The sequence below is a fragment of the Pseudideonella sakaiensis genome (genome assembly GCF_048320135.1).
GTDB lineage: Bacteria > Pseudomonadota > Gammaproteobacteria > Burkholderiales > Burkholderiaceae_C > Ideonella_A > Ideonella_A sakaiensis_A.
In genome coordinates this window covers 3,563,837-3,590,686 of the sequence record NZ_CP182947.1, presented here as the reverse complement: position 1 = coordinate 3,590,686, position 26,850 = coordinate 3,563,837, and the positions used below count along the sequence as shown (strand labels likewise).

General features: G+C 66.0%; 19 protein-coding genes and 1 pseudogene. 8 read left to right on the top strand and 12 right to left on the bottom strand.

The window, feature by feature from the left end; all coding sequences use genetic code 11:
* Nucleotides 1–11: 11 nt before the first annotated feature.
* From ACNH6H_RS16435 to ACNH6H_RS16420, 4 genes and pseudogenes are all read right to left on the bottom strand, one after another.
* Entirely contained in the window at nucleotides 12–389 is a 378-nt protein-coding gene (locus ACNH6H_RS16435) for a methylglyoxal synthase (protein WP_418319159.1), read from the bottom strand.
* 80 nt (nucleotides 390–469) lie between these two features.
* Nucleotides 470–1,309: a DUF2189 domain-containing protein gene (locus ACNH6H_RS16430; RefSeq protein ID WP_418319157.1), complete on the bottom strand. Its 840-nt coding sequence runs from the start codon at nucleotides 1,307–1,309 to the stop codon at nucleotides 470–472.
* 320 nt (nucleotides 1,310–1,629) lie between these two features.
* Nucleotides 1,630–2,721: pseudogene (locus ACNH6H_RS16425) on the bottom strand (PilT/PilU family type 4a pilus ATPase); the annotation flags it as partial.
* A gap of 117 nt (nucleotides 2,722–2,838) precedes the next feature.
* Entirely contained in the window at nucleotides 2,839–4,668 is a 1,830-nt protein-coding gene (locus ACNH6H_RS16420) for a histidine kinase (protein ID WP_418319156.1), read from the bottom strand.
* Nucleotides 4,669–4,737: 69 nt separating this feature from the next.
* Between ACNH6H_RS16420 and ACNH6H_RS16415 the strand changes: the two genes are divergently transcribed.
* Both ACNH6H_RS16415 and oxlT read left to right on the top strand, forming a co-directional pair.
* Complete coding sequence (locus ACNH6H_RS16415) at nucleotides 4,738–5,448, top strand: response regulator transcription factor (RefSeq protein WP_418319155.1); 711 nt, start codon at nucleotides 4,738–4,740, stop codon at nucleotides 5,446–5,448.
* Between the two features lie 160 nt (nucleotides 5,449–5,608).
* A complete protein-coding gene (oxlT, locus tag ACNH6H_RS16410; RefSeq protein ID WP_418319153.1) occupies nucleotides 5,609–6,913 on the top strand; it encodes an oxalate/formate MFS antiporter in 1,305 nt (434 codons plus the stop codon).
* Nucleotides 6,914–7,006: 93 nt separating this feature from the next.
* Here oxlT and ACNH6H_RS16405 read toward each other — a convergent pair whose 3' ends face one another.
* The 4 genes from ACNH6H_RS16405 to ACNH6H_RS16390 all read right to left on the bottom strand — a co-directional run bounded on the left by ACNH6H_RS16405 (nucleotide 7,007) and on the right by ACNH6H_RS16390 (nucleotide 11,870).
* The gene (locus ACNH6H_RS16405) at nucleotides 7,007–8,263 is read right to left on the bottom strand and encodes an MFS transporter (RefSeq protein ID WP_418319152.1); all 1,257 of its coding nucleotides are present in this window, start codon (nucleotides 8,261–8,263) and stop codon (nucleotides 7,007–7,009) included.
* 66 nt (nucleotides 8,264–8,329) lie between these two features.
* Nucleotides 8,330–8,731 (bottom strand): DUF1850 domain-containing protein, encoded by a 402-nt coding sequence (locus ACNH6H_RS16400; protein WP_418319150.1) that lies wholly within the window; start codon nucleotides 8,729–8,731, stop codon nucleotides 8,330–8,332.
* Between the two features lie 57 nt (nucleotides 8,732–8,788).
* Nucleotides 8,789–10,903: a TRAP transporter permease gene (locus ACNH6H_RS16395; RefSeq protein WP_418319149.1), complete on the bottom strand. Its 2,115-nt coding sequence runs from the start codon at nucleotides 10,901–10,903 to the stop codon at nucleotides 8,789–8,791.
* A gap of 13 nt (nucleotides 10,904–10,916) precedes the next feature.
* The gene (locus tag ACNH6H_RS16390) at nucleotides 10,917–11,870 is read right to left on the bottom strand and encodes a TAXI family TRAP transporter solute-binding subunit (RefSeq protein ID WP_418319148.1); all 954 of its coding nucleotides are present in this window, start codon (nucleotides 11,868–11,870) and stop codon (nucleotides 10,917–10,919) included.
* A gap of 302 nt (nucleotides 11,871–12,172) precedes the next feature.
* On the opposite strand from ACNH6H_RS16390, the gene ACNH6H_RS16385 reads away from it, so the two are divergent.
* On the top strand, nucleotides 12,173–13,642 hold the full coding sequence (locus ACNH6H_RS16385) for a serine hydrolase domain-containing protein (RefSeq protein ID WP_418319147.1): 1,470 nt from the start codon (nucleotides 12,173–12,175) through the stop codon (nucleotides 13,640–13,642).
* A 36-nt stretch (nucleotides 13,643–13,678) separates the two neighbouring features.
* Here the strand turns inward: ACNH6H_RS16385 and ACNH6H_RS16380 are convergent, their stop codons facing one another.
* The 4 genes from ACNH6H_RS16380 to ACNH6H_RS16365 all read right to left on the bottom strand — a co-directional run bounded on the left by ACNH6H_RS16380 (nucleotide 13,679) and on the right by ACNH6H_RS16365 (nucleotide 21,436).
* Nucleotides 13,679–17,656, bottom strand: coding sequence for a DUF3683 domain-containing protein (locus tag ACNH6H_RS16380; protein ID WP_418319145.1), 3,978 nt, complete (start codon nucleotides 17,654–17,656; stop codon nucleotides 13,679–13,681).
* 140 nt (nucleotides 17,657–17,796) lie between these two features.
* Nucleotides 17,797–19,086 (bottom strand): ABC transporter substrate-binding protein, encoded by a 1,290-nt coding sequence (locus ACNH6H_RS16375; RefSeq protein ID WP_418319143.1) that lies wholly within the window; start codon nucleotides 19,084–19,086, stop codon nucleotides 17,797–17,799.
* A 23-nt stretch (nucleotides 19,087–19,109) separates the two neighbouring features.
* Nucleotides 19,110–20,969, bottom strand: coding sequence for a tripartite tricarboxylate transporter substrate binding protein (locus ACNH6H_RS16370; RefSeq protein ID WP_418319141.1), 1,860 nt, complete (start codon nucleotides 20,967–20,969; stop codon nucleotides 19,110–19,112).
* 23 nt (nucleotides 20,970–20,992) lie between these two features.
* Nucleotides 20,993–21,436 carry a DUF4148 domain-containing protein gene (locus tag ACNH6H_RS16365; RefSeq protein ID WP_418319139.1) on the bottom strand — a complete coding sequence of 148 codons (444 nt, stop codon included), beginning with the start codon at nucleotides 21,434–21,436 and terminating at the stop codon, nucleotides 20,993–20,995.
* Nucleotides 21,437–21,742: 306 nt separating this feature from the next.
* Between ACNH6H_RS16365 and ugpB the strand changes: the two genes are divergently transcribed.
* From ugpB to ugpQ, 5 genes are all read left to right on the top strand, one after another.
* Complete coding sequence (gene ugpB / locus ACNH6H_RS16360) at nucleotides 21,743–23,056, top strand: sn-glycerol-3-phosphate ABC transporter substrate-binding protein UgpB (RefSeq protein ID WP_418319138.1); 1,314 nt, start codon at nucleotides 21,743–21,745, stop codon at nucleotides 23,054–23,056.
* A gap of 167 nt (nucleotides 23,057–23,223) precedes the next feature.
* Nucleotides 23,224–24,045 carry a sn-glycerol-3-phosphate ABC transporter permease UgpA gene (gene ugpA / locus ACNH6H_RS16355; protein ID WP_418321362.1) on the top strand — a complete coding sequence of 274 codons (822 nt, stop codon included), beginning with the start codon at nucleotides 23,224–23,226 and terminating at the stop codon, nucleotides 24,043–24,045.
* On the top strand, nucleotides 24,045–24,902 hold the full coding sequence (ugpE, locus tag ACNH6H_RS16350; RefSeq protein ID WP_418319136.1) for a sn-glycerol-3-phosphate ABC transporter permease UgpE: 858 nt from the start codon (nucleotides 24,045–24,047) through the stop codon (nucleotides 24,900–24,902). Before ugpA ends, ugpE begins: the two co-directional genes overlap by 1 nt.
* A gap of 8 nt (nucleotides 24,903–24,910) precedes the next feature.
* Nucleotides 24,911–25,975, top strand: coding sequence for a sn-glycerol-3-phosphate import ATP-binding protein UgpC (locus tag ACNH6H_RS16345; protein WP_418319134.1), 1,065 nt, complete (start codon nucleotides 24,911–24,913; stop codon nucleotides 25,973–25,975).
* A 7-nt stretch (nucleotides 25,976–25,982) separates the two neighbouring features.
* On the top strand, nucleotides 25,983–26,747 hold the full coding sequence (gene ugpQ, locus ACNH6H_RS16340) for a glycerophosphodiester phosphodiesterase (RefSeq protein WP_418319132.1): 765 nt from the start codon (nucleotides 25,983–25,985) through the stop codon (nucleotides 26,745–26,747).
* The last annotated feature ends 103 nt before the right edge of the window (nucleotides 26,748–26,850 follow it).

The following is a 26,850-nucleotide window of genomic DNA, read 5'->3' as shown; positions in this document are numbered from 1 at the left end:
GGCAGCCGCGCTCATGCGCCCGCCTCGGCCACCAGGTGCGTCAGCAGCAGCCGAGCGCTGGCCGGATTGGTGGCGCAGGGGATGTTGTGCACGTCGCAGGCGCGAACCAGCGCATTGATGTCGGGTTCATGCGGCTGCGGCGTCATCGGATCGCGCAGAAACAGCACCAGGTCGACCTCGCCGACCGACAGCCGGGCGCCGATCTGCAGGTCACCGCCGAGCGGTCCGCTGAGCAGGCATTCGACTTCGAGCCCGGCCTCGTCGCGCAATCGCCCGCCGGTGGTGCCGGTGGCCATCAACCGATGGCCGCGCAGGAATGGCGCAAATTCGCAGCCCAGCGCAACCAGGTTGTCCTTCATCCGGTCGTGGGCGATCAGGGCGATGTTCATGGCGGCTTCCGATGGCTGAGGTTCTGGGAGCGTCAGGTCTGGCCGATTTTGACCGACGATCGCCGGCCGGCCCGCAACGGTCAGCTTGAGCCGCCGACAACCGCGGCCCGGTAGGCATGCCAGCTGGCATGGCCGGCGATCGGGCCGATCACCAGCAGACCGGCAAACCACGGCAGCATCGCAGCGACGACGAGGAGCGTCAGCAGCGCGCCCCACAGCAGCATCACGCCGGGCTGGCCGAGCACCAGGCGCAGGCTGGTCAGCCCGGCGGTGATCGCATCGGTCGGACGGTCCAGGATCATCGGCATCGCGACCACGCTGACCGCGAAGATCAGCCCGGCAAACACTGCGCCGACCGCAACATAGGCGATGATGAATTCGAGATTCTGCGGATCGAGCAGCGCCAGCAGGCTGCCGCGGAAATCGGGCATGCCGTCGAAGCTCAGCGCAAAGACGATCAGGCTGGCGCGACCCCACAACATCTCGAGCACCAGCAAGACAAACGCAAAAATCGCCAGCGTCGGCGTACGCCTGGTCCAGGCGAGCAGCGAGTGGCCGAAGCGGGGCCGCCGGCCGGCTTCGAGGTCACGACTGACGTCGTACAGCCCGAGACACAGCAACGGCCCCATCAGCAGAAAACCGGCCGACAAGGCCAAAGTCCATGCCGGCGCATGTTCGAATACCGCGAGCAGCGCCCAACCCATCGCGACGAAGCAGCCGCCATAAAACAGCCCGATCAATGGAGCGCGGCGAAAATCCCGCCAGCCTGCGGCCAGCCAGGCAAATGGTTGCGTCCAGGCCAGGCTTTGCAATTCGACGGCAAACCCACGCGGCGCCTGCAGATCGTCGCCGCGCTGCGGCGACCGATGCGGACGCGGCTCGGTATCGGACGACGGATCGGAGACGGGGGGAGCGTTCACGGCTTCGGTGCGGCTGCTCGATGGCCCGCGTGCTGCGGATGTCGCCACACGGTAGGCCGCCGCCACGGCGCCGTCCATCCGGCCGTACCCGCAACGATTCGGTCTGCCCGAACCGGCCGCCTGAACAGCTCAGTGCAAGGAACTTATTTCGCGCCGGCCTCGGCCAGCCGCTTCTTCTCGCGCAATTCGGCCAGTTGTTGGTCCTCGAGACGGCGCCGCGTTTCCTGCTGCTTCAGCATTTCCTGGTGGCGCTGCTCGGCAAGCTCCTGTTCGCTTGGCTCCTGTTCGATCGACAGCGACATGAAGCCGGACGCTGCCGGTTCGCCGCGCTCGCTTTTCAGCTTGATGTGCAGGCGCAACTCGTTGGCCGAATCGGCATTGCGAATCGCCTCGTCGAAACTGATCAGGCCTTCGTTGTACAACTCGAACAAGGCCCAGTCGAAGGTGCGCATGCCGAGTTCGCGCGACTTCGACATGATCGCCTTCAGCTCGTGGAACTGGCCCTGGAAGATGCGCTCGGCGATGATCGGGGTATTGAGCAGGATCTCGATCGCCGCCGAACGGCCCTTGCCGTCCTCGCGCCGGACCAGCCGTTGCGAAACGATGGACCGCAGGTTGGCCGACAAGTCCATCAGCAGTTGCGTGCGCCGTTCCTCCGGGAAGAAGTTGATGATCCGCTCGATCGTCTGGCTCGCACTGTTCGCGTGCAATGTGCCAAGACAGAGGTGGCCGGTTTCGGCGAAGGCGATTGCATGTTCCATCGTCTCGGCGTCGCGGATCTCGCCGATCAGGATCACGTCGGGGGCCTGACGCAGCGTGTTCTTCAACGCGTGGTGCCACGACTTGGTGTCGACACCGACCTCGCGGTGCGTGACCAGCGACAGCCGCGACGCATGCACGTACTCGACCGGATCCTCGACGGTGATGATGTGGCCGGCCGAGGTTCGGTTGCGGTGATCGATCATCGCCGCCAGCGTCGTCGATTTGCCGGAACCGGTCGCGCCGACCACCAGCACCAGGCCGCGCTTGTTCATCACGACCTCCTTCAAGATTTCCGGCAGCTTCAGCTTGTCGAAGCTCGGAATCTCCGAAGCAATCGTCCGGATCACCATGCTGACGCTTTGCTGCTGCACATAGACGTTGACGCGAAACCGTGAGACGCCGGGCAGCGACACCGCGAAGTTGCATTCCATCTCGCGCTCGAATTCCTGCCGCTGGACCTCGTTCATCATCGCGTTGGCGAGTTGGCGCGTCACCTCGGGCGTCAGCTTCTGCTCGGTCAACGGCCGCATCGCACCATTGGCTTTCATGCTCGGCGGAAAATCGCTGGCGATGAACAGGTCGGAACCGCCGGCCTGACTCATCGCGGTCAGCAGCTTGTGCATGTAGTTGCGGGCCTGGTCTTCGGTCAAGGCGGGCATGGCGTTCGGGCGTCGGGTTGCAGGCCGCGCGAGTGGCAGCCGTTGGTGACCCGAGCTTGCCACCGGGCTCGCAGCGCCGATCGGCCGGAAAGGCAGGAAGATGCGCCGCTATTGGAGCGTTCGCGTGCGCGGGTCGAGTTCGATCGCGACCACCGTTCCCTGCTGATCGGCACTGGCGATGGTGACGGTCGCGCCGATCATGTCGGCTTGTTCATGCAGGCCGACCAGCCCGTAATGGCCTGCGCCGACCACCTGCGGATCAAAACCGATGCCGTCGTCGGCGACCTCGAGCAGCAGGCTTTCATCGTGTTGTGCGCCACGCAGCGTGACCGTCAGGTGGTGGGCGCCGGAATGCCGCTGCACATTGCGCAGCAATTCCTCGACCATCCTGAACAGGGTTTCGCCGCGCTCGTCGGTCAATGGTGCAACCTCGTGATCACAGCGGAAGGCGACCGTGATGCCGGTACGCTCACCAAAACCTTTGACCAGGTCGGCGAGCGCCGCGGCGAGGCCGATGTCGCGCACCGGGCTGCTGCGCATCTGGGCGATCGCGAGGCGCGCTTCACGCAACCCTTCGAGCGCCGCCTGTTCGGCACGGACCAGTTCGTCCGACAAGGCTGCGGGTTGGGTCGACGCAAGGCGCTTCAACATGCGGATCTCGGTCAGCATCGCCATCATCGAATGGGCCAGCGTATCGTGCAGGTCCCTTGCGAGCCGCAAGCGCTCGCGACCGACCGCCGCCTCGCGCGCTTCCATTGCGAGCCGGCGGATCTGCTCGGTTCGCTGCGCAACGCGTTGGTCGAGTTCGACATTCAGCCGGCGCAGGTCGTCGCGCTCGCGCTGCAGCGCGCTCAGCAGCCGGTTCAGCGCCGAGCCAAGCCGTGCCGCTTCATCGCGCCCCGGCGGGATCTCGATCCGATCGGCCCGCCCCGCCTGCACCGCGTCGGCCGATCGCGCGATCACGCTGATGCGCCTGGTCAGGCGACGCGCCATCCAGACGCCGGCGAAGGCGGCCACAACGCCGAGCAGCAGCAGCGTCAATGTGATCCGCCACTCGATGTCGGTGGCAAATGCAGCGACGGCGGCAACCGGCTCGATGACGACGATCTGCCAGCCGAGCTTTTGCAAGGATTGGTGTCGTGCCGTGTCGGCTCGAGCCAGCAGGTGTGGGTAACCACCGCTGAGGCGGCGCACCTGGATCCGGGTCGGCAGGTCGGAGGCATCGGTGCCGAGGCCGGCAACCACCGGATCGAACGGCGTGATGTCGGCGAGCATGTCCCGCCAGTTGCGGCCGAGCAGCGCCGGCGGCCCCCGGCGCACGACGCCGTCGCGGTCGATCAGCAGCCATTGGCCCGGCGACGAGTCGATGCCGGCGGTCAGCTGCTGCACCCAGTCCCAGCTCATCCGGGCGGCCACCACGCCGGCGATCGCACCGTCGGCATTGCGCACCGGCGCGGTCAGCTTCAGAAAACGCGCGCCCGGACTCACAGCCTCCTCGACCCACGCGATGTCCAGGCCCTGCGACAGCCACGCATACTGGTAGACATTGCTGCCGATCACAGCCCGGTCGGTTGCCGCGACGATGTCGCCGTTGGCGTCGGTGACGGCCAGCCAGCTGAGGTCCGGAACCTCGCGCAGCACCGCGGCCAGACGCCGCTGCAGCTGTTCCGGCTCACTCGGCTCGACCTGGTCGGACAACATCGCTGCCACCGTCGTCACCGACTGCAGGCGCAGGATCAATGCCGTGTCGAGTTCGGAGCCGACGTGTTCGACCGCGCTTTCCAGTCGCTGGCCGTGTTGTTCGAGCAGTGTCTGCCGTACATGGCCACGCAACGACAGGTTGGCAACGATCACCAGACCGATCGACAGGCCAATGACCAGCCAGGCGATCGCTGCGGCCAGACTGCGGCGCGGATCGATGGTGGGAAAGTGGCGCATCGCTTGCGCATTCTGGCAGGTGGGCGTGCACAATCGTCTGCATCCCCACTGCGCAGCCAGGCACTCCCGATGTCGCCACGCATCCGCGTACTGATTGCCGATGATCAGGCGCTGATACGGCGCGGCATGGCCCTGCTGCTCGCCGCCGAGGCCGACATCGAGGTCGTCGGCCAGGCCGCCGACGGCATCGAGGCGGTCGAACTGGCCCGCAGCCTGCAACCGGACGTTGTGCTGATGGACCTGCACATGCCGCGCAAGAGCGGCGTGCTGGCAACCCGCGAAATCACGACGGCGCTGCCGGCGACGCGGGTGATGGTGCTGACGACCTTCGACGCCGACGACATGGTGTTCGACGCGGTGCGTGCCGGCGCACAAGCCTATCTGCTGAAGGATGCGGCCGAGGACGAGGTGCTGGAGACCGTGCGCGCGGTATTCCGCGGCGAGTCGCGGCTGACGCCGCATGTCGCGCGCAAGGTGATGGACCAGTTCCGCCTGCTGGCCAATCGGCAGGTCTCGAGCGAACCCCAACCAGCTGCGGCGGCACCAGCGGCGGCACGGCCGGTGCAGCGGCGCGACGCTGCGCAGGACGGTCTGACGGCGCGCGAGGCCGCCGTCCTCGACCTGCTGGCCCAGGGCCAGAGCAATCGCCAGATTGCGAACACCCTGCACCTCGCCGAGGGCACCGTGAAGAACCACGTCAGCCGGATCATGCAGAAGCTGCATGCGAATACCCGCACCGAACTGGCGGTGCTGGTCCTCGGTCAACGCCCGCAGCGCTGACCCGCGCCGCTGCGGCGGCCCATGACCTTCGTCACCGGTATTTACCCGCAGCACCGCGGGTAAGTGCGCAGCGATGTCATGACTTACGGCACGCGGCGATCGGTCGCGCAAACGCGACAGTGCTGCCACGCATCCCGCGCCAATTCCGGAGATCCTCACGATGAACACTGCAACCATCGGCAGCACGTCGGCAACCGCCGACGTCGCCGCATCAGCCAGCTGGTATTCGAACCGCTGGATCCAGCTGCTGCTCGGCATCGTCTGCATGTCGATGATCGCCAACCTGCAGTACGGCTGGACGCTTTTCGTCGAGCCGATGAGCCAGGCCCACGGCTGGGGCCGCGCCGCGATCCAGATCGCGTTCACGATCTTCATCGTCACCGAGACCTGGCTGGTTCCGGTCGAAGGCTGGATCGTCGACCGCATCGGACCGCGCAAGATGGTCTTTGTCGCCGGCGCGCTGTGCGCCGTTGCCTGGGTCATCAACTCGAAGGCCGAAAGCCTCGCAATGCTGTACTTCGGTGCGGTGGTCGGCGGCATTGGCGCCGGCTCGGTCTACGGCACCTGCATGGGCAACGCGGTCAAGTGGTTCGGCGACAAGCGCGGCCTGGCCGCGGGCCTGACGGCGGCCGGTTTCGGCGCCGGCTCGGCGCTGACCATCATTCCGATCGCCAACATGATCAAGGCCGACGGCTACCAGGCCGCCTTCTTCAATTTCGGCCTGTTCCAGGGCCTGGTCGTGATGATCGCCGCGCTGCTGCTGATCAAGCCGCCGGCATCGAGCAAGGAGGTCGTCAAGTCGACGACGCTGCTGCAGGGAAGCCGTGACTTCAGCCTCGGCGAGGTGGTCCGCCAGCCGCTGTTCTGGCTGATGTACCTGATGTTCGTCTCGGTCGCTTCGGGCGGCTTGCTGGCCACCGCGCAACTCGGCTCGATCGCGAAGGATTTCGGCCTCGACGGCGCGCCGGTCTCGATGCTCGGGCTGACGCTGCCGGCGTTGACCTTTGCGCTTGCGATCGACCGTGTGCTGAACGGCCTTACCCGCCCGTTCTTCGGCTGGGTGTCCGACATGATCGGCCGCGAGATCACGATGCTGATCGCGTTCATGATTGAAGGCATCGGCATCATTGCGCTGCTGCACTACGGTCACAACCCGGTTGCCTTCGTGATCCTGACCGGCCTGGTGTTCTTCGCCTGGGGCGAGATCTATTCGTTGTTCCCGTCGATCTGCACCGACACCTTTGGCGCCAAACATGCATCGGCCAATGCCGGGATGTTGTACACCGCAAAAGGCACGGCCGCGCTGCTGGTGCCGATCGGCGCAGTGATCGTCACCAGCCATGGCTGGGCACCGGTGTTCTACATCGCAGCGGCGCTGAACATCGCCGCAGCGCTGGCCGCCTGGTTCATCCTGAAGCCGTGGCGCGAGCGGTTTCTCGCCCGCGTCGCGTCGAGTATCCGCTGAGTCATCCGGGGTCCGGGCCTTCGGATCTCGACCTTCCGCGCAGCGCCAACCGCGCTGCGCGGATTCATGCCGGAGGCAACGCCCGGCGAACGCTCAAGCCGGCGCGTTCACCGTGCGCTCATCGGGCAAGTACCAGACGACGGCCACCGTGCAGGCGGCAATCGCTGCCATCGTCCACAGCAGGCTGTCGAAGCCGGAGGCCTTGACGAACGGGCCGAGCACCCAGACAGCGAGCGAACTGAAACCGATCGAGACCGTCAACCGTGCGCCGGCCACCCGCGAGCGGATGCGGTCGTCGACATAACGGACGATCATCGCGTCGGTGAACGGCACCGCACCGAAGATGAAGACCATGATCGCGAGCACCAGTGCCAGCATCCACCAGCCCTGCGCATGGGTCGCGAGCATCAGCAGCGGAATCTGGCTTGCCGCGACCGCCAGATACAGCGGCCGCATCGGGAATCGGTCGATCAGCCGGCCGACCACCACCTGCGCCAGCGAGGCCAGCGCATAGACGATTGCCAGCAACGTGCCGATCAGCGCCGGGTCGTCGACGATGCCGCGAAAGCGTTCGGTCAGCAGCTGCGCATTGCCGTTGGTCGAGAAGTTGAACAGCAGCGTGCCGGTGATCGACGCCGCGGTCATCACCGCAAAGACCCGGGCCAGCAGCTTCGGCGGCAGCGCGACCTTCGCCTTGCGGGTCCGCTTGGCAGGCGCCTCGAGTTCCTGCGGGCAGACGCGGGCAAAAACGATGCCGCAGACGATCGTCAGCAGTCCGGGCACGACGAAGGCCGCCCGCCAGCCCAGCCACTGCACCAGGAATCCGGTGCTCAGCGCGGCCACCGCAATGCCCAGATTGCCGGCCAGGCCGTTGATGCCGATCACCGCACCGGGCCGCGGCGTGCTCTGCAGCAGCATCGGAATGCCCACCGGGTGGTAAATCGACGCAAAGGTGCCGAGCAGCGTCAGCACCGCGGCGAGCTCCCATGCATTGCGCGCCAGTCCGGCCAGCAGCGACGCGATACCGATGCCAAAGAAGAACACCAGCATCATCCGCCGCCGGCCCCAGGAATCGGCAATCCGGCCGGACGGCAGCGAACCGACGCCGAACATCACGAAGGCGCCGACGCCGAACGGCATCAGGTCTTCCCATCGGTTGAAGCCGAACTCGACCGCGATCGCGCCGACCGCGGTCGCGAAGATCAGCAGGAACATGTGGTCGATCGCATGGCCTGCATTGAGCAGCCACACGACCAGCCGCGAATGGTCTTCGTCCGCGACGGATGGAGCCGGTGGAGCCGGATCGACCGGGTCGAGCGTGGTGGCGGTTGGCAGTGGCGGCGGCGGCATTCCGGAAGTGTGCAACAGATGCGGCCGATGCGGGAGAGCGTCGACGCCGCTCCGCGCCAAGGCGAATCAGCGATCGATCGGCCTGCAATCGGCACTGGCGGCGATCCGCAACCCGTCGATCGCCCGCCCCTGCGCCAGCCGTTGCTCGAGGTCGTGACACGCGCCGCCGTCGACGCACAGTGTCCAGCCGCTCGGTGTCGCGCCGGAAACTGCAAGCAGCAGTTGCGGCTGCGGCGGCAACTGCGGGCGATAAGCCCACCAGCCGTCGCGCCACTGCGCATCGGGGGGTGGCTCCATGCCGGCGCCGGAACCCTTGACGCGTGCTTCGGCGAGCAGCAACTGCCCGCTGCGTACCAGCCAGTGCTCCTGCCATTCGATGCGCTCGACCGAATGGGTCCAGCTCAACGTGAAGCCGGTGCCGGCGAGGCTCAGCGCAGCCAGCGCCGACGCGATGCAGATGCCGCTCATCGAAAAAGCCTCAATCGCCCGGCGCGGCTGCTGCAGGCCGCCGCCGGGAGCGCGCCGTCAAGAACGTGTCGCCGGCACCAGCACGCTGCGGCTGCGGCGCCAGTGCATCGCGATCGCGATCGCTGCCAGCACGAAGCCGATCTCGTCGGTCAGCGGCAAGGCGGCGATCAAGGTGATCGCTGCGGCCGCTGCGACCAGCCGCTCGAGCCGGCTCATCGGCACCTTCAGATAACCGATCACCGCAGCACCCCACAGGCCGATCGCCAGCAGGGCCTTGAAGATGATGTAGATCGCCGCGACGACGAGCCCGTAGTCGGCCGCCATCGGACCGCCCGGCTGCAGCATCAGCGCCGGTGAATAAACCGCCATGAACGGGATCACGAATCCCGCCGCCGCGACCTTGATCGCCTGGATCGAGATGCTGAGCCCGCGCTCCTTCGCGATCGGCGCGGCAGCGAAGCAGGCCAGCGCAACCGGCGGCGTCAGGTCGGCCATGATGCCGAAATAGAACACGAACATGTGCGTGACGAGCAGCGGCACGCCGAGCTCGAGCAGCGCCGGGCCGGCGATCGACGAGGTGATGATGTAGTTCGGGATCGTCGGGATGCCCATGCCGAGCACCAGGCAGGTCAGCATCGTCAGCACCAGCGACAGGAACAGGCTTTCCTTGCCGACCGCGACGACGAACTGGCCGAAGGTATTGGCCGCGCCGGTCAGCGTCATCGTGCCGATGATGATGCCGACGATCGCGCAGGCGATACCGACCGGCAGCGCGGTCTTCGCGCCTTCGGACAGGCTGTCGCGGCATTGCGCGAGCGTTGCGCGGCCGCCCTTTCTGAACACGTTGACGGCGATCAGCACGACGATCGCGCTGGCCAGCGCGACCATGCCGAATTCGGCAAACGATGCGGCAACCAGCCCGAGCCCGATCCAGAAGATCACGCGCAGCACCATCGACGGCAGGCCGAGCGCGATCGATCCGCCGAGGATCAACATCACCGTCAGCGCCAGACCGACGGTGCCGGCGAACAGCGGCGTATAGCCGGAGAACAGCAGCACCACCAGCACCACCAGCGGCAGGATCAGATACCAGCGCTGCGTCAGCGCACGCATCGGCGACGGCAGTTCATCGGCCGGCAGGCCGGACAGGTTGGCGCGGCCGGCTTCCAGATGGACCATCCAGAACGCCGACATGAAATACAGCACCGCCGGCACGACTGCAGCCTTGACGACCGATGCATAGGGCACGTCGAGCGTCTCGGCCATGATGAAGGCGACCGCGCCCATCACCGGCGGCATGATCTGGCCGCCCATCGACGCGGTCGCCTCGACGCCGCCGGCAAATGCCGAGCGGTAGCCGAAACGCTTCATCAGCGGGATCGTGAACTGGCCGGTCGTCACGACGTTGGCAACGCCGGAGCCGGAGATCGTGCCCATCATCCCGGAGGCGACGACGGCCACCTTGGCCGGCCCGCCGCGGCGGCTGCCGAACAGGCCGAGCGCGATGTCGGTGAACAGCGTGATCATCCCGGCGCGCTCGAGGAACGAGCCGAACAGGATGAACAGGAAGATATAACTCGACGACACATAGGTCGGAATGCCGTAGACACCTTCGGTGCCGAACGCCATGTGGTCGATCACCTGCGTGAAGTCATAGCCGCGGTGGTTCAGCGGCGACGGCAGGTACTGCCCGAACAGGCAGTAGCCGAGAAAGATGCCGGAGATGATCGGCAGCGCCGGCCCCATCACCCGCCACGTCGCGACGAACAGCAGCACCAGCAGCACCACGCCGACGACGATGTCGACCTGCGTCGGATCACCGGCGCGGATGATCAACGCGTTGTATTCGACCCATTGGTAGATCGCGGTCGCGACCCCGAGCAGGCCCGCCACCCAGCTCACCACCTTGATCGGCACGCTGTCGCGGCGCGCCGCCGCCATCAGCGGAAATACCAGCGACAGCAGGAAACCGACGTGCACCGCCCGCACGATCTGGCTCGGCAGATCGAGGATGTGGGCCGCGGTGATGATCTGGAAGCTCGAGAAGACGAACGCCCACCAGAACAGCAAACGACCCTCCGTGCCGGCCGGAAAACCGGCCGCCAGGGGGTCGTGCTGCTGCAGTAAGGCGTCGCCGCTCGGCTCTTCGGCGGCGGCGGGTGCGTTGCTCACGGTCGCCTGCCGCTCACTTCATCACGCCTTTTTCCTTGTAGTAGCGCACCGCACCGGGGTGCAGCGGAACCGGCATGCCGTCGGCGGCAGTTTTCAGGTCGATCGCCGTTGCGGCCTTGTGCGCAGCGACCATGTCGGGCAGGTTCTCGAACAGCTGCTTGGTCATCTGGTAGGCCAGTTCATCGGAGACACCCGAATGCGTCACCAGGAAGTTGACCACCGCAACCGTCGGCACATCGGCCGTCTGTCCCGAATAGGTGTTGGCCGGGATCGTCGTTGCGACGAACGGCGGGCCGAGTTTTTTCGCGACATCGGCGGGCACCGAGACGACATTGATCGGAATCGAGCTGGCCAGATCACGGATCGACGAGACACCGAGGCCGGCCGACTGCAGCGTCGCATCGAGCTGCCGGTTCTTGATCAGTTCGACCGATTCGCCGAACGGCAGGTATTCGGTCTTGCCGAGGTCCTTGTACGACATGCCCATCACCTCAAAGATGCGGCGGGCATTGACCTCGGTGCCGGACTTCGGCGCACCGACCGACAGGCTCTTGCCCTTCAGGTCGGCAAAGGTCTTCACGCCGCTGGCCTGCGACGAGACGATCTGGATCACGTTCGGATAAACCGCGGCGATGCCGCGCAGCTTGTCGAGCTTCTTCGGAAAACCGACTTCGGCATCGGCCTCCCAGGCCGACTTGACCGAGTCACCGAGCGCCAGCGCGATTTCGCCACGGCCGCTCTGCAGCAGGTTCAGGTTCTCGACCGAGGCCTTGGTCGACTGCACCTGCGTGCGCACATTGGGGATCTTCTCGCCGTAGATCTTGCCGAGCGCAACGCCGAGCGGGTAATAGACACCGCTGGTACCGCCGGTCAGGATGTTGACGAATTGTTCGGCCTGCGCGGCAGCGGGAATCATTGCCGCGGCGGCGATGGCGATGAGATGACGTCGTTGGATGAAAACGCTCAAGACTGTCTCCTTCTGGGTTCGGGTATCGGACCGGACACGCTGGACTGGCCGCAACCGGGGATCGTGCACCATTCTGCACGCGCTGCCTGGCTGGCGTATCGGCAATTGCCATGAGAGCGGCAATCCTCGCGCCGGCATGTTTGCAGCAGGCCGGCTGCCCAGGGCAGCCGGAGGACGAACCATTATTGACCGCGAAAATTGCGGCGCGCATGTGGGAAGCCCGTAGCGGCGGCGGCGCGCCGCCTGCGACCGCGCGGATCATTGAAAATGCCGCTTCCGTCACATCCTTTGCAAGGGCCAGCTTGGCGAACGACCACCTCAGAAATCTCGATCGTCGCATCGATCCGCGCCGACGCAGCGTGCTGCTGAGCGCCTGTGCGGCGCCGCTGTTGTCGATGCCGGCCTGGCCTGGCCACGCCACAACGTCGGCAACGGAATCGTTGAGCGGCGCGTTGCGGGAGCGTCTGCAACGTGATGGTGTCGGTTTTGCCAGCGCGCAACTCGACCGCAGCGGTTTGCGGCTCGATGTTGCCGGCGCGAAACGCCATGGCGCCAGCGAGCCGATCACGACCAGCACCGTGTTCGAGCTCGGATCGCTGACCAAGGCCTTTGTTGCGCTGCTGCTTGCCGATGGCGTGTTGAAGGGCCGCTGGTCGCTCGACGATGCGGTGGAGGACGCCGTGCCCGAGCTCATTCGTCTGCGCGACAGCAGCGGCCAGCCGCTGCGGCTGATCGATCTGGCGACGCACCGCTCCGGGCTGCCGCGGATGCCCGGTGACCTGCTGAACAACGAGATCAAGGATCCCTACGCCTTTTATACCGAGCAGCGGCTGTACCAGTATCTGCGCAGTTGGCGGCCGGTGGTTGCGCGCGGCGCGCGCTTCGAATATTCCAACCTCGGTTACGGCCTGCTGGCACTGGTGCTGGCACGCCGCCTCGGGCTGAGCCTCGACGAGGCCTTGCGCCGCGATGTGCTGCTGCCGCTCGGCCTGCCGGAACTGCGGCTGGCCCGGCCGCTGCCGGTCGGCGACGACCTTTCGACGATCGGCGCTGCGCTGGCCGGCACCTTCGCGGAGGCGCCGCTGCTGGCGGCGCCACATGACGGCCAGCGCCGGCCGGCACTGCCGTGGCGCTTCGATGCGCTGGCCGGCGCCGTCGGCCTGCTCGGCTCGATCGAATCGGTCGGCCGCTTCATGCAGGCAGCGGTTGGCGCCTTCGACCATCCGCTGCGCGATGCCTTTGCGATGTGCCTGCAGCAACGCACCGAAGGCGAACATCCCTTGCACCCGTTCGGCTTCGGCTGGGAGATCAGCACCATCGTCGCCGCCGATGGCCGTCGGCGTCAGTTTTTCAACCAGGACGGCGCAACCTCCGGCTTTTCGGTCTCGGTCTGGCTCGAGCCGGCAACGCAACGCGCTGGCGCCGTGTTGTCGAATGCCTTCATCGAGACCCGCTCGCTGGCACTGCGGGCGCTCGACGCCGGCATCAGCGAGCGCGATTTCAACCTGGTCGCGCTGCCCGAGACAACCCTGCAGCAGCTGGCCGGCAAATGGGTGGCGCGGCGCAATGCATCATTGCAAATCATGTTGCGGGACGGCCGCCTGTGGGCTCAGGGTTTTGTTGCCGGCGATGTCGAACTGGTCGCGGTCACGAAGCGTCGCCTGGTGATGCGCGACAGCGGCATCGAATTCCTGTTCGACGACGCCGAGCTTCCGCAGCAGATGACGATGCGGCGCGACGGCGTCGACCTGCCGTTCCAGCGCCAGTCCTGACGCGCCGCCGCGCCACGGCGGCTGGCGCGGCGCGGATCAGACCAGTACGCGTTCGATGCCGCCGCTGTTCGCTCGCCCGACGTATTCGGCCATCCAGTTGCCGCCGAGGATCTTGCTGGCCATCTCGACGACGATGTAGTCGGCCTCGAGCAGGCCATTGTCGAGGTCGTTGCGATAACGGCTCAGGCCCTGCAGGCAACTCGGGCACGAGGTCAGGATCTTGATCTTGCCGGCATCGGCGACGCCATCCTGCCGCCGCAACGCCGCCTCGTCGATCTGCAGCTGTTCTTCCTTGCGGAAACGCACCTGGGTCGCGATGTCCGGGCGCGTCACACCAAGCGTTCCGGATTCGCCGCAGCAGCGCTTGCTTTCGATCACCCGCTCGCCGACCAGCGCCTTCACCGTCTTCATCGGCTCCTGCAGCTTCATCGGCGTATGACACGGATCGTGGTACAGGTAGCCGGCCTGCTGCGATGCGTCGAGCGTGATGCCCTTCTCGAGCAGGAATTCGTGGATGTCGACGATCCGGCAGCCCGGGAAGATCTTCTCGAACTGGTAGCCCTGCAGCTGGTCGTAGCAGGTGCCGCAGCTGACGACGACGGTCTTGATGTCGAGGTAGTTCAGCGTATTGGCGACGCGGTGGAACAGCACCCGGTTGTCGGTGATGATCTTCTCGGCCTTGTCGAACTGGCCGCTGCCGCGCTGCGGGTAGCCGCAGCACAGATAACCCGGCGGCAGCACCGTCTGCACACCGGCATGCCACAGCATCGCCTGGGTGGCCAGGCCAACCTGCGAGAACAAGCGTTCCGAACCGCAACCGGGGAAATAGAACACCGCCTCGCTGTCGGCGGTTGTTGCCTGCGGGTCGCGGATGATCGGGACGTAGTTCTTGTCCTCGATGTCGAGCAAGGCGCGCGCGGTCTTCTTCGGCAGGCCGCCAGGCAGCTTCTTGTTGATGAAGTGGATCACCTGCTCCTTGATCGGCGCAGGCCCGAGCGTCGCCGGCGGTGCGGCGGTCTGCATCTTCGCCGGCACGCGCAGCAGCTTGTTGGCAAAGCGTTGCAGCCTGAAGCCGATGTCGACCATGGCGATGCGCAGCAGCTTGATCGTCTGCGGATTGGTCGCATTGAGCAACAGCATCGCGGCCTTGTTGCCGGGCCGCAGACCCTTCTTGCCGAGCTTGCGCAGCAGGTTGCGCATGTTCATCGAGACATCGCCGAAATCGATGTCGACCGGACACGGGCTCAGGCATTTGTGGCAGACCGTGCAGTGGTCGGCCACATCCTCGAATTCATGCCAGTGCTTGATCGAGACGCCGCGCCGCGTCTGTTCCTCGTACAGGAAGGCCTCGACCAGCAGCGAGGTCGCGAGGATCTTGTTGCGCGGGCTGTACAGCAGGTTGGCGCGCGGCACATGGGTCGCACAGACCGGCTTGCATTTGCCGCAGCGCAGGCAGTCCTTGACGCTGTCGGCGATCGCGCCGATGTCGCTTTGCTGCATGATCAGCGACTCGTGGCCCATCAGGCCGAAACTCGGCGTATAGGCATTCGTCAGGTCGGCATGGACGCGGTGCGGATCGGCATCCGGCCCCGGATCGCGCAGCAGCTTGCCCTTGTTGAAGCGGCCCTCCGGATCAACCCGGCGCTTGTAGTCGGAGAACGGCGCCAGTTCGTCGTCGGTCAGGAATTCGAGCTTCGTGATGCCGATGCCGTGCTCACCCGAAATCACGCCGTTCAGGCTGCGCGCGAGCTGCATGATCCGCACCACCGCCTCGTGCGCGGTCTGCAGCATCTCGTAGTTGTCGCTGTTGACCGGGATGTTGGTGTGCACGTTGCCGTCGCCGGCGTGCATGTGCAGCGCGATCCAGACGCGGCCCTTCAGCACCTGCTTGTGGATCGCATCGGCGGCGTCGACGATCGGCGCCAGCGCCGAGCCGGCAAAGATGCCTTTCAGCGGCGCGCGGATCTCGGTTTTCCACGATGCGCGCAGGCTGTGATCCTGCAACTGCTCGAAGAAGCTGCGCTGGTCGCGCGACGGATCAGACTGCGCGCCCGGCGGCGGTGTCGCATCGAGGTGGCTGAGCCACAGCTGCCAGCGATCGCGCACGTCGCGCAGCAGCTGCAGCGCCTGGCTGACGCGGTCCTCGAGCAGTTCGGCCGATGCGATCTCGCCGGCATCGTCGCTCCTGCCGAGCGGCAGGTTGCCGGCGACAAAGAAGTCCGTCAACGCATCGACCAGCGCCAGCTTGTTGCGCAGGCTGAATTCGATGTTCAACCGCTCGATGCCGTTCGTATATTCGCCCATCCGCGGCAACGGGATCACCACATCCTCGTTGACCTTGAAGGCATTGGTATGGCGGCTGATCGCCGCGGTGCGCTTGCGGTCGAGCCAGAATTTCTTGCGTGCCTCGGCGCTGACTGCGATGAAGCCCTCGCCGGCGCGGCCGTTCGCCAGCCGCACGACCTCGCTGGTGACACGCGCGACCGCATCGGGGTCGTCGCCGGCGATGTCGCCGAGCAGCACCATCTTCGGCAAGCCACCGCGCTTGCTCTTGGTGGCGTAGCCGACCGCCTTCAGGTAGCGGTCGTCGAGGTGTTCGAGGCCGGCGAGCAGCACCTGCGCGCGCCGGCCGTCGGGCATCTCGACGCCGCCTGCCTTGATCAGGCCGAACATGTAGTCCTTGATGTCGACGATGCTCGGCACCGCCTCCTTCGCATTGCCGAAGAATTCGAGGCAGACGGTGCGCGTATGCGCGGGCATCTTGTGGACGATCCAGCGCGCACTGGTGATCAGGCCGTCGCAGCCTTCCTTCTGGATGCCTGGCAGGCCGGCGAGAAACTTGTCGGTGACGTCCTTGCCGAGGCCTTCCTTGCGGAAGCGCGCGCCAGGGATGTCGAGGCGTTCGGTACGCTCGAGCACCTTGCCCGACGCATCGTAGAAATTGAGCTCGAAGCTCGCCAGCTCGACATCGTGGATCTTGCCGAGGTTGTGGTTCAGCCGCACCACCTCGAGCCATTTGGCCTCGGGCGTGACCATCCGCCACGACACCAGGTTGTCGAGCGCGGTGCCCCACAACACCGCCTTCTTGCCGCCGGCATTCATCGCGATGTTGCCGCCGATGCACGATGCCTCGGCCGAGGTCGGATCGACCGCGAAGACGTGACCAGCCCGATCCGCTGCATCGGCGACGCGCTGCGTGACGACACCGGCTTCGGTCCAGACGGTGGCGACCTCGCGCTCGACGCCCGGCAATGTGCGCCACTCGACCTCGGTCATCGCCTCCAGTTTCTCGGTATTGATGACCGCGCTGTTCCAGGTCAGCGGAATCGCGCCGCCGGTATAGCCGGTGCCGCCGCCGCGCGGAATGATCGTCAGCCCGAGGTCGATGCAGGCCTTGACCAGCGCCGCCATCTCGGCTTCGCTGTCAGGCGTCAGCACGACGAACGGGTATTCGACCCGCCAGTCGGTGGCATCGGTCACGTGCGAGACGCGCGACAGGCCGTCGAACTTGATATTGTCCTTGCGCGTGATTCGGCCGAGCACGCGCGTCGCGCGTCGGCGCAGGTCGGCGACCTCGTCGAACTGGCTGGCGAACTGCACCACCGCCAGCGACGCCGCCTGCAGCAGCTCACCAACGATCAGATCGCGCTGCGCATCGTCCTGCGGCTGGCGCCGCTTCTCGATCTCGCCGAGCCGGTGGTGCAACGCTTCGATCAGCTGGCGGCGCCGCTTCGGGTTGTCGAGCAGGTCGTCCTGCAGGTAAGGGTTGCGCTGCACGACCCAGATGTCGCCGAGCACCTCGTACAACATGCGCGCCGAGCGGCCGGTCTGGCGTTCCTCGCGCAGCCGATCCAGCACATCCCAGGCGCGCTGGCCAAGCAAGCGGATCACGATCTCGCGGTCCGAGAACGAGGTGTAGTTGTACGGAATCTCGCGCAGCCGACTCGCCGGGCGCTGCGCGCCGGCGCCGGCGGCAATCGATGCAAGCTGGCTCAGGGAATTGGGTGCATTCATAAGACCGGGTGGGACAACGGCACCCTGTTGGCACTTGGCGCTGGATGTTAACGCACCGGGGCCGATCATTCAGGGTTAGCCCGAATGCCCGCGCCGCCGCGTCACCAGCGACGGGACGCCGCCCGGTGCGGTCGGCGGCCTCACTCCGGCGGGCAATTTCCCGCCGTCGGCTCGCCGTCGCGCGTCCGGCGCCGGGCCAGCGTGTCGATGACCGCCTCGACGGCAGCGGTGTCGCCGCCGACCCAGTCCGACACGACATTCCAGCGGCCGCCAAGCCATTGCTGGAACTTGACCGCATCGCCGGCATCGTGATCGGAACAACTGGTCGCGCTCGGCGGCAGCATCTCGAGCGCGCCGAGCCGTGACAGGCGTTCGTCGTCGAGTTGCAAGCGCTCCAGGCCCCAGCGGAGCTGTTCGCTGTCGATCGGCCGGGCACCGTAGCGGCGCTGTGCAAGGCGGATCGCCTCCCCGACCAACAGCGCCTGCGCAATGCCGCGGAGATAGCCCGCATCGCGACGGTTCGGCGCATTCGCCGCTGCGTCCGGCAGGTGACGGCGGATATCGCGCAGCAGCAGGAAATTGCCGCCCGACGGAACTGGCGACGCCGCGATGTAGCCGATCGCTGCCGCGCCGGCGGCGATGATGTCCTCGTCGTCGCCGGCGGCGGCCGATCCGATGATGCGGTCGGCCGGGAAGCCGACGCGTGCGGCAGCGCGCAAGGCTGCGGAAGTGGCCGGGCCCGCGGTATCGAGCAGCACCCAGTCGACGGCGTCGCGGTGGATCGCCTGCCAGACCTCGGCTGCGGCCTCGACCGATGCGACGATCGAATGCTGGTCGAGCGCAAAGCCGTATTCGGCAGCCTGCCGTTCGAGCAGTTCGCCGACCTCGTGCCGGCTCGGCTGAGCGGCGTGCAGATATGCAATCCGCTTGCCGCGCAAGCGGTCAATGCCGCCTTCGCGGTCGGCAATGAATTGCAGCCGCGCCGCGGCCTGCCGCAGCGGACCGGCGAGCAGCGTGAAGGCATAACGATCGGCGCGACCGTCGACCCCCAGCGAAGACGCATCGGCCGGCATCAGCAGCGGAATGCGCTCGGCGCGGCTGCGCTCGGCCAGCGCCGGCGACAGGCCGCCAGGCAGCGCGATCGCCACCCGATCGTGGGTCACCTGTTCGGCGCACGGACCTTCGCCCGGCGCTTCCATGACGCTGCCGCAATCGTCCCAGACCAGCCGCACGCCGTTGATGCCGCCGTCGCGCCGGTTCAGCAATTCAATGTAGTCGGCCATTCCGGCGAGCACGGCATCAATCGCCGGCCCGGCGTCACCGCGGGCAACGATCACGGCGATATGCTGCTGTTGCCCATTCGCCTCGGCCGCTGCCGCGGCGCGCAGCGGCAACATGCCGATCAGCGGCAACAGCAGAAGGAGCAGCATCCGAAGCATCGCGATCACCCACTTCAACGCGGCAGACGGGCGCGGTGGGCGCCTACCCGATCAACAAGCCGGCGCACGCGTGCGGCAGCTTCGGTTGGCGTGACGGCGCTCGCGCAACTGAAGGTGCGCGCGCAATAGTGCTGCCACTCGTCGCTGCGCAGTGCGGTGTCGATGGCCCGGTTCAGGATCTCGACCTTGTCGGCGGCGACGCCGGCGCGCACGGCAAGGCTGCGGAAATTCGGCAGGTCGTCGATCGCGAGGCCGAATTCAACGATCGCCGGAATGGCTGGAAATGCCGCATGGCGATGGCCGGCGAAAACGACCAGTGGCCGCAGCGCTCCGGCAGCAAGGTGCCCGGCGACGTCGCCAGGCTCCTCGAACAAGGCATCGGTCCGGCCGTCCAGCGTCGCCTGGTAACGCTGGCGCGGCAGCGCAAACGGCGCGTTCTGCAGCAGATAGCCATGGCTGCCGAGCAATGCCAGCGTCAGGTCGTCGAGCGTGCCGCGGCCTGAAGTCGCGACGCTGAGCCGTCTGCGGGCGGCGGCGGCGAGAAACTGCTCGAAATCCGCCAGCGGGCTGTCTGCCCGAACGAACAGCATCGATGGCGACTGCTGGACGATGCCGAGAATGGTGAAATCGGACGCGCCGATCGTGCCGACGCCATCGGCCCAGGCTGCCGCGGTCAGCGCGATCAGCGTCACCAGCGTGTGCTCCGGATCGCTGCTCAGCAGTGCCTTGGTCAGTCCGGCATTGCCGGATGCGCCGGCGACATTTTCGACCAGCACCGGCATCCCGACTTGCGGCTCGAGCAATTCGGCCAGCTTGCGCGCCATGCCGTCGGCACCGCCGCCGGGGCCGAAGGTGACGATGATCTGCAAGGGCCGCGAAGGGTAGTCGCCACCGGGCGCCACCGGCGGCGCCTCGCGCCTGAAGAACAGCGAGATCGTGTAGCGGATCACATCCTTGTAGCGGGGCGGCGCATTGTCCAGCCATGACTGCAGGTAGTCGCGGAAGCTCGATCCGGGCGCCTGCAGGTTCAGGAACGAGATGGCGCCCCACAGCTCCGGGTTCTCCTCGAACAGCGGCAGCAGCAGGTTGGCCACCACTTCATTGCGGTTGCGGTCGTAGGCGCTGGCGCCGAGCCGCGCGCCGGCCAGTGCATACCAGCCGGCCAATGTGGTGCCCGTCGGCAGGCGGCGGTGGGCCTCCTGCTGGAAGCGGCGCGCGGTCTCGAGCAGCCCCGGCGCTGCGGCGGCCAGCTCGGCCGTCGGTGCCGACCGCTGCCAACGGTTCGCCAGCGCCTTCAGCGAATAGAGCGACGCGACTTCGCACAAGGCCTCCTCGAACCATTGCTGGCTGCGCGCGGCAGCGGCGTGGTGATGGCGCTCGTAATTCGACAACACGTGGCACAACTCGTGGGCAAACTCGTAGATATAGGGTGCCGCGTCGCGTCCGCTGGCATTCAGTTCGATCCGGTATTCGCCGTGCGGCCCGCGTTCGAACAAGGTGACCGGCCGGACTGGCGAACGCGAGACATGGATCGGCGCCAGCGGCTCACGCCCGGAGAAACGCGACAGCATTTCAGCCGCCACTGCCTCGAGTACCAGCCGGATGGTCTGCGGATCGCCGCCGCCCCAGTCGCCGGCCGCAACACGGATCATCAGTCCGCCGGCACGCGGGTCCGCGCGTGGATTGGCCTGCCCGCCCGGTTGCCGGGCAGCGGCTTGCCCGGAACCTGCCTTGTCGACCGCTACACCGGTCTGCGCCGGTTCGGCCGGAAGGGTCAACATGGCGGTCACCGCGATGTTCAACAACATGGGTGTCATCTGCACCGACGCCTGATCGATCGACGGAATGCTGCGCCATTGATCATCACTGATCAACAGCGCAGCATCGGACCGGTCGGTCAATCACCGCCGACGGCATAGGTCAGGCGGTGGCGGGCGATGTCACCATTGCGCAGCGCGCGTTGGTAATCGGAGATCACCTGTTCGCGCGTCAGACCGGGCTGCTCGGCGAACGGCCGGCCGTGGACACCCGAGGGCGACGCGATGACCGAGCCATCCCAGCCCTCGTTTGCTACCGGCATCTCGCCGGCCGCGATCGCACGCTGCAGTTCCGCACGGACCTGCTCGCGCGTCAGCTCAGCGCCGGCAAACGAGCGGCCGTAAACACCGGCCGGGCGCTGCGGCAACGAGCCGTCCCAGGCCTCATTGATGCCGGCCATCTCGCCAGCCGCCATCGCACGCGCCAGTTCGGCGCGCACCTGCTCACGCGTCGGGCCTTCATCGGCAAACGACGCCACCCCGGTGAAAAGGGTCAGAAGCATCACCATCGCTTTCACTTGCATCATCTCTCTCCTCATTGAAGACGCCGGACAGCAGAAGCGGAGGTCCCGCATCGCCGTTTCAGCGTGATGTCAGGTTAGGCAGATGGCCGTCGCACGGCATCCTCAGACGGGGCTACCGGGGGGCGGGAATATTCACATCGCAAAGCTCCGCTTCGAGCGGCCATCGGTCGTCCGGAACACGGGCATATCCCGATGCCATGCGGGCTGCATTCGAGGGATAAACAGGGACTGTGATGAATGGGCGCGACAATCGCGCCCGTTCGAACGCCGCATTCGGCGAATCAAGCCATCATTTCCGGAGTCAACATGAATTTCAAAGTTCTTCCGATCGCCGCAACAGTCTGGCTGGCGGTTGCCGGCAGCCCAGCACACGCACAGACCGAAATCGTCTGGTGGCACTCGATGGGCGGCGCCCTCGGCGAATGGGTCAACGACCTGGCCAAGGGTTTCAACGAGTCGCAGAAGGACTACAAGGTCAATGCCGTCTTCAAGGGTACCTACGACGAGTCGATGACCGCAGGCATCGCCGCCTTCCGCGCCGGCAACGCGCCGCACATCCTGCAGGTGTTCGAGGTTGGCACCGCGACGATGATGGCCAGCAAGGGCGCGGTCAAGCCGGTGGCCCAGCTGATGAAGGAGGCCGGCGCCAAGTTCGACCCGAAGGCCTACGTGCAGGCAGTGGCCGGCTACTACACCGCACCGAACGGCGAGATGATGAGCATGCCGTTCAACAGCTCGACAACGGTGCTGCACTACAACAAGGATGCCTTCAAGGCCGCTGGCCTGGATCCCGAGGCGCCGCCGAAGACCTGGCCCGAGGTGGTGCTGGCGGCAGCCAAGCTGAAGGCCAGCGGCCATGCCTGTCCGTTCACGACCAGCTGGCAGGGCTGGACGCAGATGGAGAACTTCTCGGCCTGGCACAACGTCGAGTTCGCGACCAAGAACAACGGCTTCAATGGCATGGACGCCCGGCTGGCGACCAATTCGCCGCTGCACGTCCGCCATATCGAGAACCTGGCCAACATGGCGCAACAGGGACTGTTCGTCTACAAGGGCCGCGGCAACAAGGCCGATGCGCCATTCGTCTCCGGCGAATGCGCGATGAACACCGCGTCTTCATCGCTGATCGCCAACGTCAAGCGCAATGCCAAGTTCAACGCCGGCATCAGCACGCTGCCCTACTACCCTGACGTCGCCGGCGCACCACAGAACACCGTGATCGGTGGCGCCAGCCTGTGGGTGATGTCGGGCAAGAAGCCCCAGGAGTACAAGGGCGTCGCGGCCTTCTTCAACTACCTGTCCGACCCGAAGGTCCAGGCCGAGAGCCACCAGCGCACCGGTTATCTGCCGATCACCACGGCCGCCTTCACGTTGACCGAGAAGTCCGGCTTCTACAAGGAGAATCCGGGTACCGATGTGCCGGTGACGCAGATGATCCGCAAGGTCACCGACAAGTCGCGCGGCATCCGGCTCGGCAATTTCGTGCAGATCCGCGCGATCTATGACGAGGAGATGGAGCAGGTCTGGGCCGGCAAGAAATCGGCCAAGGATGCACTCGATTCGATCAAGAAGCGTGGCGACGAGTTGCTCGAGCGCTTCGAGAAAGCGAACAAGTCCTGATCGGATGACCGCCGGAAGGCGGTACCATCCACGCCTTCACGGCAACCCCTTCCCGCATGACGGGAAGGGGTTGTGTTGTTTGACGAATCGAAGCTAAAGCATTGGCTGTAGAAAAACGCGTCCGCTTCAAATCCGCATGGTTGCCTTGGGCGCTGGTCGCGCCGCAGATGGCGATCGTGCTGGTCTTCTTCTTCTGGCCGGCCGGCCAGGCGCTGTACCAGAGCGTATTGACGGAAGATGCCTTCGGCACGAGCACGCAGTTCGTCGGCGCCGAAAATTTCATCCGTCTGTGGAACGACGAGACCTACCTGGCGTCGTTCAAGACGACTGCGATCTTCTCGGCACTGGTGGCGTTTTTCGGCCTCTTCATCGCGCTGGCGCTGGCGGTGATGGCCGACCGCGTGGTGCGCGCCGCGTCGACCTACAAGACCTTCCTGATCTGGCCGTACGCGGTGGCCCCGGCGGTTGCCGGCGTCGTCTGGCTGTTCATGTTTGCGCCATCGATCGGCATCGTCAGCTTCTGGCTGCGGCAAGGCGGCATCGACTGGAACCACCTGCTCAACGGTGATCACGCGATGACGCTGATCGTGATGGCGGCAGTCTGGAAGCAGATCTCGTACAACTTCCTGTTTTTCCTGGCCGGACTGCAATCGATCCCGAAAAGCCTGATCGAGGCCGCCGCGATCGATGGCGCCGGTCCGTGGCGCCGCTTCTGGTCGGTGCAATTCCCGCTGCTGACGCCGACGACGTTTTTCCTGCTCGTGATCAACATCGTCTACGCCTTCTTCGACACCTTCGCGATCGTCGATGCGGCTACCGAGGGCGGCCCAGGCAAGGAGACCGCGATCCTCGTCTACAAGGTGTATTTCGACGGCTTCAAGGCGCTCGACCTCGGCGGCTCGGCGGCGCAGTCGGTGGTGCTGATGGTGATCGTCATCGCGCTGACCGTCGTGCAGTTCCGTTATGTCGAACGAAGGGTGAACTACTGATGGTTGAGAACCGCCCCGTCGCGACGGTTCTGTCGCACCTCGTGCTGCTGCTCGGCGTGATGATCGTCGCCTTCCCGGTCTACGTCACCTTCATCGCATCGACGCAGACCGCAACGCAGATCGTGCAGAACGTCCCGATGTCGCTGCTGCCGGGCGACAACGTCGTCGAGAGCTACCGCGTCGCATTGTTCGGCGGCCAGACCGAATACGGGAATCGGCTGCCGCCGGTCGGGCCGATGCTGTGGGTCAGCCTGGTGATGGCGCTGGTGATCGCGATCGGCAAGATCGCGATCTCGCTGCTGTCGGCCTTCGCGGTCGTCTACTTCCGCTTCCCGTTCCGCAATCTCGTCTTCTGGATGATCTTCGTGACGCTGATGCTGCCGGTCGAAGTGCGCATCCTGCCGACCTACAAGGTCGTTGCCGACCTCGGCATGCTCAATACCTTCACCGGACTGACGGTGCCGCTGATCGCATCGGCAACCGCGACCTTCCTGTTCCGCCAGTTCTTCCTGACCGTGCCCGATGAACTGGTCGAGGCAGCACGCATCGACGGCGCCGGTCCGATGCGCTTCTTCAAGGATGTGCTGCTGCCGCTGTCGCGCACCTCGATTGCCGCGCTGTTCGTGATCCAGTTCATCTACGGCTGGAACCAGTACCTCTGGCCGCTGCTGGTGACCACCACCGAAGACATGTATCCGGTCGTGATGGGCATCAAGCGCATGGTCACCGGTGGTGATGCGGCAACCGAATGGAACGTCGTGATGGCCACCGCGATCCTGGCGATGCTGCCACCCGCGCTGGTCGTGATCCTGATGCAGAAATGGTTCGTCAAGGGCCTTGTCGACACCGAAAAATAGGAAGATAGATGGGATCCATCACACTGCGCGATGTGGAGAAGACCTACGGTCACGGCGCTCATGCCGTGAAGGTGATCCATGGCGTCAACGTCGAGATTGCCGACGGCGAGTTCGTCGTCATCGTCGGGCCGTCGGGTTGCGGCAAGAGCACGCTGCTGCGGATGGTTGCAGGACTGGAAGAGATCACCGGCGGCGAGATCGATATCGGCGAACGCGTCGTCAACCAGCTCGAGCCTTCCGAACGCGACATCGCGATGGTTTTCCAGAACTACGCGCTGTATCCGCACATGAGCGTGTTCGACAACATGGCCTACGGGCTGAAGATCGCAAAAGTGCCGAAGGCGGAGATCCAGGCACGGGTCGAGAAGGCCGCCGGCATCCTCGAACTCGGCGCTCTGCTCGATCGCAAGCCGCGCCAGTTGTCGGGCGGCCAGCGGCAGCGGGTCGCGATGGGCCGTGCGATCGTGCGCCAGCCGCAGGTTTTCCTGTTCGACGAGCCGCTGTCGAACCTCGATGCCAAGCTGCGCGCGCAGACCCGGCTCGAGATCCAGAAACTGCACCGCGAGCTCGGCGTCACCTCGCTGTTCGTCACGCACGACCAGGTCGAGGCGATGACGCTGGCACAGCGGATGATCGTGATGAACGCCGGCAACATGGAACAGGTCGGCACGCCGGACGAGGTCTATGCACAGCCGGCGACGACCTTCGTTGCCAGCTTCATCGGCAGCCCGCCGATGAATCTGCTGCACGGCCAGGTCGCCGGCAATCGTTTCACGATCGGCGACGTGACGCTGAACCTGCCGGCGCCGGCACCCCGCGACGGCGCGCTGATCCTTGGTGCGCGGCCGGAACATATCGAGATCCGGCCCGACGGCGAATGGCCGCTGACGATCGAGATGATCGAGATGCTCGGCGCCGAGCGCATCGTCTACGGCCACATGGGCGGCGAACTCGTCAACGTGCGCATCGATGCGACCGATGCTCCGCCGAGCGCCGGCACCACGATCCGGCTGCATGTCGACGCGACCCACCTGCACTGGTTCGATGCGGCCAGCGGACGCCGCGTCGGCTGACGCGCAGATGGCCGCACCGATCCAGTTGGCCGACTGGCCCTATCCGCGCTGGATCGCGCACCGTGGTGCCGGCAAACTGGCGCCGGAAAATACGCTGGCCGCATTCCGCCTCGGCGCAGCCTTCGGCTACCGCGCATTCGAATGCGACGTCAAGCTGAGCGCAGACGGGATCGCATTCCTGCTCCACGATGCGACGCTCGACCGCACGACCAATGGCCAGGGCGTGGCCGGCGAACGGGCCTGGTCCGACCTGTCGCAACTCGATGCCGGCAGCTGGCATGGGCGGCGCGACGCCGGCGAACCGCTGGCCACTCTCGAAGCGGTCGCCCGTTACTGCATCGCCAATGGCTTCGACCTGAACATCGAGATCAAGCCGACCCCCGGCCATGCCGAAGCGACTGGGCGGGCGGTTGCGCTGGCGGCACGGCAACTGTGGCAGCTCAGCGGCCGCAAGCCGCTGCTCAGTTCATTCGTACCGGAGGCGCTCGAGTCGGCACAATCCGCCGTGGCCGAGTTGCCGAGGGCCCTGCTGATCGACAAGCTGGAATCGGACTGGCTCGGCAATGCGCAGCGGCTCGACTGCCGGGCCGTCGTCGCGCACCATCCGTTGATCGATGCGTCAATGATCGACGCGCTGCACTCGGCCGGCCGGCGCGTGCTTGCCTATACGGTCAATGAAACGCAGGCCGCACAACGCCTGATCTCGCTCGGCATCGACGGTCTGATCACCGACGCCGTCGACCGCTTCTCGCCTGCCAGCGACGGAGTCTGAGCCCCGGGTCACGCAGGAGTGCCTGCTCCGTTGCAGCGGAGCAGGCAGAGTCATCAGGCACTGGACGCTTGAGACACTGCGAAACCCGTGAGGGCTCGCACCC

Excerpts from the sequence above, each read along its gene's own strand:
- ACNH6H_RS16435 (WP_418319159.1), bottom strand. The coding sequence starts at position 389 with ATGAACATCGCCCTGATCGCCCACGACCGGATGAAGGACAACCTGGTT.
- ACNH6H_RS16420 (WP_418319156.1), bottom strand. The coding sequence starts at position 4,668 with ATGCGCCACTTTCCCACCATCGATCCGCGCCGCAGTCTGGCCGCAGCG.
- ACNH6H_RS16415 (WP_418319155.1), top strand. The coding sequence starts at position 4,738 with ATGTCGCCACGCATCCGCGTACTGATTGCCGATGATCAGGCGCTGATA.
- oxlT (WP_418319153.1), top strand. The coding sequence starts at position 5,609 with ATGAACACTGCAACCATCGGCAGCACGTCGGCAACCGCCGACGTCGCC.
- ACNH6H_RS16405 (WP_418319152.1), bottom strand. The coding sequence starts at position 8,263 with ATGCCGCCGCCGCCACTGCCAACCGCCACCACGCTCGACCCGGTCGAT.
- ACNH6H_RS16400 (WP_418319150.1), bottom strand. The coding sequence starts at position 8,731 with ATGAGCGGCATCTGCATCGCGTCGGCGCTGGCTGCGCTGAGCCTCGCC.
- ACNH6H_RS16380 (WP_418319145.1), bottom strand. The coding sequence starts at position 17,656 with ATGAATGCACCCAATTCCCTGAGCCAGCTTGCATCGATTGCCGCCGGC.
- ACNH6H_RS16375 (WP_418319143.1), bottom strand. The coding sequence starts at position 19,086 with ATGCTGCTCCTTCTGCTGTTGCCGCTGATCGGCATGTTGCCGCTGCGC.
- ACNH6H_RS16365 (WP_418319139.1), bottom strand. The coding sequence starts at position 21,436 with ATGCAAGTGAAAGCGATGGTGATGCTTCTGACCCTTTTCACCGGGGTG.
- ugpB (WP_418319138.1), top strand. The coding sequence starts at position 21,743 with ATGAATTTCAAAGTTCTTCCGATCGCCGCAACAGTCTGGCTGGCGGTT.
- ugpA (WP_418321362.1), top strand. The coding sequence starts at position 23,224 with ATGGCGATCGTGCTGGTCTTCTTCTTCTGGCCGGCCGGCCAGGCGCTG.
- ugpE (WP_418319136.1), top strand. The coding sequence starts at position 24,045 with ATGGTTGAGAACCGCCCCGTCGCGACGGTTCTGTCGCACCTCGTGCTG.
- ACNH6H_RS16345 (WP_418319134.1), top strand. The coding sequence starts at position 24,911 with ATGGGATCCATCACACTGCGCGATGTGGAGAAGACCTACGGTCACGGC.
- ugpQ (WP_418319132.1), top strand. The coding sequence starts at position 25,983 with ATGGCCGCACCGATCCAGTTGGCCGACTGGCCCTATCCGCGCTGGATC.